Below are 8,433 nucleotides of genomic sequence, written 5' to 3'. Positions count from 1 at the left end.
CAACTTCCGCCGCCTGCTCGCATGGCTGGCGCTTCTGTGGGCCTTGTTCCTGAGCGTCCTCGACGACGCCAACGCCTCAAATCGCCGACTAATCGCCGCTTAAATCGCGTTCTTCACGGGCGACTCGTTAAAAGCGCCAAAATTAACTTGTTCATAACTCCGCCTCCCTAAGGTGACACTATGAACGTAGTCCCGTGATCGGTAGGCGGCAAGCGATTTCGACCCCTTTAAGCCATCAAACGCACTCAAGTTTGAGCGTCTCCGGCGCTTTTTGCGTCAGCGTGTCATTCATGCAACGCTGAATGCGTGTCAATGTAAACAGGCCGAAGGGCGCGAGCGGGCGGCGCTCGACGAGCTTCATCTGCGGATTCCGGTCGATCCAGTCGCCGATGATCGACCAGGGGAATTGCGGGCGCCAGCCGAGCTTGGGCGCCATATGGCGGTCGAGCCAAGCCTCGAACAATGCGATGGCGTCGTCCTTGCCGCTCACATGGTTCACCAGCACGATCTCGCCGCCCGGCCGCAGCACGCGCGCGAGTTCGTCGAGAAGCGCTCCGGGGTCGGGCACGACCGTGAGAACATAGGGCGCTACGACGCAGGCGAAACTCGCGTCGGCGAAAGCCATTTGCGTCGCGTCCATCTTTGCGAGGCCGGCGACTTGATCGAGGCGTTCACGGCGCACGCGCTGCGCGGCGCGGCGCAGCATCGGCTCCGACAGATCGACGCCGACGACCTGCGCATTCCGGGAAAACAGCGGCAGTTCGAGTCCGGTGCCGACGCCGACGTCAAGAATGGGTCCGCGCGCCGTTGACGCCGCCGCCGCCGCGGCGCGGCGTCCCGGCTTCAGCAGCACGTCGAAGGTCAAATCGTAAATCGGGGCCCAGCGCGCATAGGCCGCCTCGACATTGCCATTGTCGAGCGTCTCGACGTCTCGGTAATAGTTTCTTGCTTCGCTCATTAAGGTGCCCTTCGCCGTTCCGCGGCGCGCAGCGTCGGCGCCTTAGATGCCACTGTCATTGCCGCCGGCTCGACGGCGGCGATAAATCCGCCGCCAAGCACGCGCGCGTCGTTTTCGTCGGCGTCGTAGAACACGCACGCCTGTCCCGGCGAAACGCCAAATTCGCTCGACGCGAACACCACCAACGCGTCGCCGTCGTCGCCGGCGATCAGCCGCGCCGGCGCCGGCGGCCGCGTCGAGCGAACGCGCGCCATAATGTCCAATCCCTCGGGTGGCAGGGACGAGAGCGTCCCTTCGCCGATCCAGTTCACGTCGCGCAGCTTCGCCGCGCGTGTCTCCAACGCGTCGCGCGGGCCAACGATCACTTGAGCTTTCGCGGCGTCGAGTCGCAGCACGTAAAGCGGCTCGGCGTCGCGACCGGCGACTTTCGCGCCAAGACCGAGCCCGCGCCGCTGTCCGATGGTGTAATGGATGACGCCGGCATGGCGTCCGAGCACACGGCCGTCGAGATGAACGATTTCGCCCGGCACGACGGAGGCGGGCGCGAGCTTTTCGACGACGTCGGTATAGCGCCCGGTCGGCACGAAGCAGATGTCCTGGCTGTCCGGCTTGTCGGCGACCTCTAGCCCGATGCGGCGCGCCATCTCGCGCACTTCGGCCTTGGTGTAGTCGCCGAGCGGAAAGCGCAGCATCCGCAATTGTTCTCGCGTCGTCGCGAACAGGAAATAGCTCTGGTCGCGCGAGGCGTCCTTGGCGCGATACAGCGCGCGTCCCCCGTGTCCGTCGTCGCGAACCGAAATGTAATGGCCGGTCGCGAGCGCATGCGCGCCGAGGTCCTTGGCCGTCTCCATCAGATCGGCGAATTTGATGAACTGATTGCAGGCGACGCAGGGTACCGGAGTCTCGCCCTTGGCGTAACTCGCGGCGAAATCGTCGATCACCTTCTCGCGAAACCTGCTCTCATAATCGAGGACGAAATGCGGAATGCCGAGACGCGCCGCGACGCTTCGGGCGTCGTGAATGTCGCGACCGGCGCAGCAGGCGCCCTGACGATGCGTGGCTTCGCCGTGATCATAGAGCTGCATCGTCACGCCGACGACGTCGTAGCCCTGCTCCTTCAGCAGGGCGGCGACCACGCTTGAATCGACGCCGCCAGACATGGCGACGACGATTCGCGTCTCGCGCGGCTGCGGCGCATGATCCGATACGCTATTCGTCATTAACGGAAGCGACGCCTGTCTACTAAGCCGTTGGGCGAGATGGGTGAAGGCGCAAACCAAACGCCCGGCCCGCCGCGCATCGGTGAGGCCGCCATCATCATTTAGAGCATTATCCGTCCGAGAGGCAATCCTATCTCAGTTTTAAGACAGGAAAGCCGCCATCGTCGCGTCATATTGTTCGTCGCCGCCATCGCTGCTATGACGCCGCGGCGTTTAAGGCGCGGGGGCGGACTGAATGGCGGCGATGAAACTCCTGGCTGGCAATTCCAACCGGCCGTTGGCGGAGGCGATCGCCGCCCATCTGGGGGTTCCGCTCTGTCGCGCCCAGGTTCGCCGCTTCGCCGACCAGGAAATCTGGGTCGAGATCCTCGAAAACGTCCGCGGGCAGGACACTTTCGTGATCCAGTCCACCTCCGCGCCGGCCAACGACCATCTCATGGAGCTGTTGATCATGGTCGACGCGCTGCGTCGCGCCTCGGCGCGTCGCATCACGGCGGTCATTCCCTATTTCGGCTACGCTCGTCAGGATCGCAAACAGGGACCCCGCACGCCGATCTCGGCGAAGCTTGTCAGCAACCTTATCACGCGGGCAGGGGCGGACCGCGTTCTCACCGTCGATCTTCACGCCGGCCAGGTTCAGGGCTTCTTCGACATCCCGACCGACAATCTCTTCGCAGCGCCGGTCATCGTGGCGGACATTAAGTCGCACCTCGACCTCAAGAACGTCATGGTCGTGTCGCCGGACGTCGGCGGCGTTGTGCGCGCCAGGGCGCTGGCGAAGCGCATCGACGCGCCGCTCGCCATCGTCGACAAGCGCCGCGAGCGCGCCGGCGAGTCGGAAGTCATGAACATCATCGGCGACGTCAACGGCCATAATTGCATTCTCATCGACGACATCGTCGACTCGGGCGGCACGCTCTGTAACGCGGCGGAAGCGCTGCTGGCGGCGGGCGCCGGCTCGGTATACGGCTATATCACCCATGGCGTGTTGTCGGGCGCGGCGGCGGAGCGCATCGCCAAATCGAAGCTGAAGCAACTCGTCGTCACCGACACGATCCGCGCCACGGCGGCGGTCGAAGCAGCCCCGAATATTCGCGTCATTCCGATCGGCCATCTGATCGGCGAGGCGATCGCCCGAACCGCGCGCGAGGAGAGCGTGTCGAGCCTGTTCGATTAGGGGCGATCTATTCCCCTTCCGGCCGCGTTCGCTTGCCCAACCCGCACGGGCGATGCGAGAAGAGGCGTCATGACGCAACGCGCCATTCTCGACCCCGTCCCGCCGCGTTTCAATCTCGCTCGCTATTGCCTTGCCGAAAACGCCCAGCTGCGTCCCGACGCGACGGCGCTGACCATCGTCGGCGACGCCGGCGCGCAGCGTTGGAGCCATGGCGAACTCGATCTGAAGGTCCGGCGTCTCGCGGCGGGCCTTCGGGGTCTAAGCTTGCCACAGGGCGCGCGTGTGATGATCCGCATGGGCAATGAGGCGAATGCGGCGCTCGCCTACTTCGCCTCGATCGCCGCCGGCTATGTGGCGCTGCTCGCCTCCTCGCAGCTGACCTTCGAGGAAGCCGAGTTCATGGCGCACGACTGCGGCGCCTCGGTCCTGGCGCTGGGCGCGTCCTTCGAGAATGAGCCGCATAGCCGCGACATCCATATTCTGCGCGGCGCCGATCTCGCGCGTCTGAGCGAGAGCGCGGTTCTCCCGGATTATGTCGACACGGCCGCCGACGATCCCGCCTATCTCGTCTATACCTCAGGCACGACGAGCCGGCCGAAGGGCGTGCTGCACGCCCATCGCGCAGCCTGGGGTCGCCGGCCGATGCGCGCGCACTGGACGGGCCTTGGGCCGGGCGACGTGATGCTGCATGCCGGCGCGATCAATTGGACCTATACGCTTGGCGTCGGCGTCGTCGATCCGCTGTCGGCGGGGGCGAGCGCGGTGCTCTACAACGGACATCCGGATCCCGCCGCTTGGCCGCGTCTCATCGAAGCCTATCGCGCGACGATTTTTGCGGCCGTGCCGGGCGTCTTTCGGCAAATCCTCAAATATGGCGCGCTGGACAGCGCCAATCTTTCGAGCCTGCGGCATGCGCTTTCGGCCGGCGCGGCGCTGCCTTCGAGCCTGCTCGAAGATTGGCGGATTCGCACCGGCAAGGAAATTTACGAAGCCTTCGGGATGAGCGAAATTTCCACCTTCGTTTCGAGCGGGCCAACGACGCCAGCGCGTCCGGATTCGCCCGGCAGGCCGCAGCCGGGCAGGGCGGTCGCGGCGCTCCCACAAAACAGCGGCGAGACGCCGCTTGCGTCGGGCGAAACCGGCCTTCTCGCGGTGCGCCGCGATGATCCCGGCATGATGCTCGGCTATTGGAACCGTCCGGAGGAGGAGAGCGAGGCGTTCCGCGGCGAATGGTTCGTCTCTGGCGATCTCGTCGAGTTCGATGCAGACGGGTACATGTGGCGTCACGGGCGCGTCGACGAAGTCATGAACGCCGGCGGTTACCGGGTCTCTCCCGCCGAAGTCGAGAAGCGGTTGCTTGAGATTAGCGGCGTGGTCGAAGCGGCCGCCGCGGAGCGGCCCGGACGCGACGCGACCGCGACCATCATTAAAGCCTATGTGGTGACGCGCGACGGCGCGCCGCAGGACGACGCCGCGATCCTAGAATATTGCCGCGCGCATCTTGCGGCCTACAAATGCCCGCGCGCGGTTATTTTTCTCGATGCGCTGCCGCGCAACGCCAACGGCAAGCTCAATCGCGCCGCTCTGCCGTAAAAGGCAGAGGCCCGGTCAGACGCCGGGGCGTGCGGCGAATGATCGGGCCTCAGGTCCGCTCACAGGGAGGAGCGCGGACAACCGGCAATTCAGAGAGCAGAGACTCTCGGGGGCTCGGCTCGTCCTGCCCGAGCAGCGGGGCGGCCGCGCGCCCGCTTCTTGAGCTTGGTCAGGGGAGCCTTGCCGTTGATGGCCGCCTTCATGTTGGGCGACGCCTTGAAGGTGATGACGCGGCGCGCTTCGATCGGAACCGGTTCGCCGGTGCGGGGATTGCGTCCTGCGCGTTCGCGCTTGATGCGCACCAGGAAAGAGCCGAAGTCATGCAGTTTGAGCGACTCGCCCGAGGCGAGCGTCGCCGCCATTTCCTCGATCACCAGATCGGTCAGCCGCTTCGCTTCCCTGCAGGACATGCCCTCGATCCGGCGATGGATCGCCAACGCAATGTCCTGGCGCGTGAGCGTGCCGCGCGAACCGTCCTCCAGCGACGTAGCTTCGTGTTCGACTTCCTCGTCACTGTCATGCGCGAAGGACTTGGGCGTCGTTCTTGGATTGGCGATTGACATCAGCGCTCTAATCCTCAGTCTTGGGCTGAAGCGCAGCCTTGGCTTAACACTTGCCAGCCGGGGGATCACGCCGAAGTTGCATCAGAACCTGATCGTTCCAGAGCGCGCGGGTCGCCATGTTCTATGACTTCCGTCGCGATGCGCAGCTTTTGCCTCGACAACAGCCGCCGTACGTTCCAGTTTGACGCAACTTCGCGCAATATCACGTTATTCTGCAGATTGCGTGCTAGCCTGCCGCCTAACCCCGCTCGTACGCTGAAGGCCCGACGCGCTGCGATTTCTTAACTAATCGGTCCCTCCCGCCGTTGCGAAGGCGCAGGACGTATGTGCCGTTTTGAGACGGTCGGACAGAAAATGGATCATTTTGAAAAAGGCGGTGCCTGTTCTGAGAGCTCAAATTTAGAGAGCTTCGCAAGTCTAACGCCGTCAGCGCCACAAAGCTGACTGACCGATGAATGGCGCTGCCATGTCAGGTTCAGAAAGTTTGCTTCATGTTATGCGAAAGAGGCGCCGAAGTAAGGGGCGCTTCACCGGACCGGAGTCGAGATGTCGCGTCAGACACTTGTCCTTGCCTTGCTCGTGACGCTCGCGGCGTCGCCCGCGGTCGCGTGGGACGCTCAGAGGCGCGAGAGCTGCGCGCCCTGCCGAGGCGCGAGCTTCGGCCATGGCTATGATCCTTTCGATGACGGTTCCGAGGCCTGGTTTGCGCCCAACGTCGGCTCCTGGGCCGATCACGCCGACGCCTATTACGGATATGGCGAGCGCCAACTCGGGGAGCCAGATTCCAATTAGCGGGACGAGGTCGTCGACGATCGCCGGGTACTAGTCTGCAATTGGTCGACGATCGCGTCCCGCTATCCGTCGCCGTCGCCCCGCCCCTCTCGCACGGCGACGGACGTTGAGCCTCCCGGAGCAATCCGGGAGGCTTCTTCGTGATCAATCTCAATATATTGAGCGCACGCGAAAAGCTGGCTTTTCTAATTGTTTGCGCGCCGCGCTTCAGAGCGGCCTGAGGCCGAGCGCCTTGCCTTCCACGGCGTCTCGTCGCCAAACGCCTGCGCCGTCCTTGTCAAAATGGGCCTTGTGACCCTTGCGGGCGGTCAGCACGAGACGCCCGTGATCGAGTCCCCAGCCGACCGGGTCGAAAATCACGACGCCATTGTCGCGGCAGGCGGGGGCGAGCTGCGCCTTCAGTCCTGCGCGAACGCGGACGCGGGCGTCGAGCGTCAGCATGCAGCCGGTATCCTTGTCGCCTTCGCGGAGGATCGAATAGCGGCCGGCGACGTCTGACGCACCCGCAGCAAATGCCAGAGTCGCCGAGACGCCAGCTGCGGCCATAAGGCAGAATCCCAGCACATACGCCCGTCGCCAGAAAAAAATCGCCATTTGCGCCATCGCTCCCGCCCCTGCGAAATTTGTCTCAGTCTGCCTTTTTAACGGCCCACGGCCAAGCCGATTTCGCACGCGCCCGCGTCAAAGTGCGTCAGACTTGGCTTTTGCGCGGCAAGCCGCGTCGCGATATCACTTTTGAAGGCGCCGCCATGCGGCGAGGGAGTCAAAAGGATGGACGCAGCGTCGCTGGCTTTGGCGGAACGGTCCGCGCCGCGCTACACCAGCTATCCCACCGCGCCACATTTTTCCAAGTCGATCGGCGACGCCGAGATGCGGACCTGGCTGGCGAGTCTCGATCCTTCGGCGTCGCTTTCGCTCTATCTGCACGTGCCGTTTTGCGCGTCGATCTGCGCCTATTGCGGCTGTCACACCAAGGCCGTGCGTCAGGAGGCGCCGCTCGACCTCTATGCGCAGACGCTCAAGAGCGAAATCGCGCTGACCGCGCAGGCGACGCGCGCACGGCGCGTCACCAGCATCCATTGGGGCGGCGGCACGCCGGGCATTCTCGGTCCTTCGCGCTTCGCTGCGATCGTTTCGGTTCTACGCGAATTTTTCGAGCTCGCGGCGGCGGCCGAGCATGCGATCGAGTTCGACCCGCGCCTCGTCGACGCCGGCCTCGTCGAGGCGCTGGCTGAGGCGGGAATTACCCGCGCTTCGCTCGGCGTGCAGGACTTCAATGCCCATGTGCAGGCGGCGTCCGGCCGTATTCAGCCCTTTGAGACTGTGGCGCGCGTCGTAAAATTGCTGCGCGGCGCCGGGATTGCGGCGATCAATCTCGATCTGATGTACGGCCTGCCGAAACAGAGCGTCGACGATGCCGCGCGCACTGCTTCGCTCGCCGCTTCGCTCGCGCCGCAGAGGCTCGCCGTGTTCGGCTACGCCCATGTGCCCTGGTTCAAGTCGAACCAGAAGCTGATCGACGCGGCGGCGCTGCCCGGCGTCGGCGAGCGTCTGGCGCAAGCCGCCGCCATGCGCGCCATTCTCGAAGAGCATGGATATGAGGCGATCGGACTCGATCATTTTGCGCGCCCCGAAGATCCGCTGGCGATCGCCGCGCGCGAAAAGCGCATGCGCCGCAATTTCCAGGGCTATACGATCGACGCCGCCGATGCGCTGCTGCCGTTCGGCGTTTCATCGATCGGGCGCCTCCCGCAAGGCTATGTCGGCAACGCTGTCGATCTCGCGGGCTGGCGGCGCGCGATCGAAGCAGGGGGTTTTGCCACGGACCGCGGCGTCGGCTTCACTCGGGAGGATATCGCCCGCGCCGATCTGATCGAACGGCTCATGTGCGATTTCGAAGTTGACTATGGCGCGGCGGCGATGCGCCACGGCTATGCGAGCGACGCTTTCGACGAGGCGCAAGCGTCGCTCGAGGCGCTGGCGAAGGATGGCGTTGTCGACATGCAAGGCCGGCGCGTCATTGTGACCCAGCGTGGAAGGCCCTTCGTTCGCCTTGTCGCCGCCGCCTTTGACGCCTACCTGCAGTCATCGGCAGCCCGCCATTCTTCGGCGGTCTGAAGCGCTTCGGCA

At 64.6% G+C, this 8,433-nt stretch carries 8 protein-coding genes; 4 read left to right on the top strand and 4 right to left on the bottom strand.

Annotated elements, in window-relative coordinates:
- Positions 1 to 235: 235 nt before the first annotated feature.
- Both AB7I51_RS05330 and mnmA read right to left on the bottom strand, forming a co-directional pair.
- Complete coding sequence (locus tag AB7I51_RS05330) at positions 236 to 958, bottom strand: class I SAM-dependent methyltransferase (protein WP_428403294.1); 723 nt, start codon at positions 956 to 958, stop codon at positions 236 to 238.
- Positions 958 to 2,178 carry a tRNA 2-thiouridine(34) synthase MnmA gene (mnmA, locus tag AB7I51_RS05325; RefSeq protein ID WP_428403293.1) on the bottom strand — a complete coding sequence of 407 codons (1,221 nt, stop codon included), beginning with the start codon at positions 2,176 to 2,178 and terminating at the stop codon, positions 958 to 960. The genes AB7I51_RS05330 and mnmA overlap by 1 nt, the downstream gene beginning before the upstream one ends.
- Before the next feature lie 244 nt (positions 2,179 to 2,422).
- Between mnmA and AB7I51_RS05320 the strand changes: the two genes are divergently transcribed.
- Positions 2,423 to 3,355, top strand: a complete 933-nt coding sequence (locus AB7I51_RS05320; protein ID WP_428403292.1) for a ribose-phosphate pyrophosphokinase — start codon at positions 2,423 to 2,425, stop codon at positions 3,353 to 3,355.
- A gap of 69 nt (positions 3,356 to 3,424) precedes the next feature.
- Entirely contained in the window at positions 3,425 to 4,948 is a 1,524-nt protein-coding gene (locus tag AB7I51_RS05315; protein ID WP_428403291.1) for an acyl-CoA synthetase, read from the top strand.
- An 89-nt stretch (positions 4,949 to 5,037) separates the two neighbouring features.
- On the opposite strand, the gene AB7I51_RS05310 is transcribed toward AB7I51_RS05315, so the two are convergent.
- Entirely contained in the window at positions 5,038 to 5,511 is a 474-nt protein-coding gene (locus AB7I51_RS05310; RefSeq protein WP_428403290.1) for an integration host factor subunit alpha, read from the bottom strand.
- 546 nt (positions 5,512 to 6,057) lie between these two features.
- Between AB7I51_RS05310 and AB7I51_RS05305 the strand changes: the two genes are divergently transcribed.
- Complete coding sequence (locus AB7I51_RS05305) at positions 6,058 to 6,303, top strand: hypothetical protein (RefSeq protein WP_428403289.1); 246 nt, start codon at positions 6,058 to 6,060, stop codon at positions 6,301 to 6,303.
- Positions 6,304 to 6,510: 207 nt separating this feature from the next.
- On the opposite strand, the gene AB7I51_RS05300 is transcribed toward AB7I51_RS05305, so the two are convergent.
- On the bottom strand, positions 6,511 to 6,897 hold the full coding sequence (locus tag AB7I51_RS05300; protein ID WP_428403288.1) for an AprI/Inh family metalloprotease inhibitor: 387 nt from the start codon (positions 6,895 to 6,897) through the stop codon (positions 6,511 to 6,513).
- A gap of 177 nt (positions 6,898 to 7,074) precedes the next feature.
- Between AB7I51_RS05300 and hemN the strand changes: the two genes are divergently transcribed.
- Positions 7,075 to 8,421: an oxygen-independent coproporphyrinogen III oxidase gene (hemN, locus tag AB7I51_RS05295; protein ID WP_428403287.1), complete on the top strand. Its 1,347-nt coding sequence runs from the start codon at positions 7,075 to 7,077 to the stop codon at positions 8,419 to 8,421.
- Positions 8,422 to 8,433: the final 12 nt, after the last annotated feature.

This window comes from Methylocystis sp., assembly GCF_050246715.1.
GTDB lineage: Bacteria > Pseudomonadota > Alphaproteobacteria > Rhizobiales > Beijerinckiaceae > Methylocystis.
Note: the sequence above shows the minus strand (reverse complement) of the source record. Positions and strands in the feature narration are given on the sequence as shown.

What these genes read in the sequence shown, in the direction of transcription:
- hemN (WP_428403287.1), top strand. Translation starts at nt 7,075, where the DNA reads ATGGACGCAGCGTCGCTGGCTTTGGCGGAACGGTCCGCGCCGCGCTAC.
- AB7I51_RS05315 (WP_428403291.1), top strand. Translation starts at nt 3,425, where the DNA reads ATGACGCAACGCGCCATTCTCGACCCCGTCCCGCCGCGTTTCAATCTC.
- AB7I51_RS05320 (WP_428403292.1), top strand. Translation starts at nt 2,423, where the DNA reads ATGAAACTCCTGGCTGGCAATTCCAACCGGCCGTTGGCGGAGGCGATC.
- AB7I51_RS05300 (WP_428403288.1), bottom strand. Translation starts at nt 6,897, where the DNA reads ATGGCGATTTTTTTCTGGCGACGGGCGTATGTGCTGGGATTCTGCCTT.
- mnmA (WP_428403293.1), bottom strand. Translation starts at nt 2,178, where the DNA reads ATGACGAATAGCGTATCGGATCATGCGCCGCAGCCGCGCGAGACGCGA.
- AB7I51_RS05310 (WP_428403290.1), bottom strand. Translation starts at nt 5,511, where the DNA reads ATGTCAATCGCCAATCCAAGAACGACGCCCAAGTCCTTCGCGCATGAC.
- AB7I51_RS05330 (WP_428403294.1), bottom strand. Translation starts at nt 958, where the DNA reads ATGAGCGAAGCAAGAAACTATTACCGAGACGTCGAGACGCTCGACAAT.
- AB7I51_RS05305 (WP_428403289.1), top strand. Translation starts at nt 6,058, where the DNA reads ATGTCGCGTCAGACACTTGTCCTTGCCTTGCTCGTGACGCTCGCGGCG.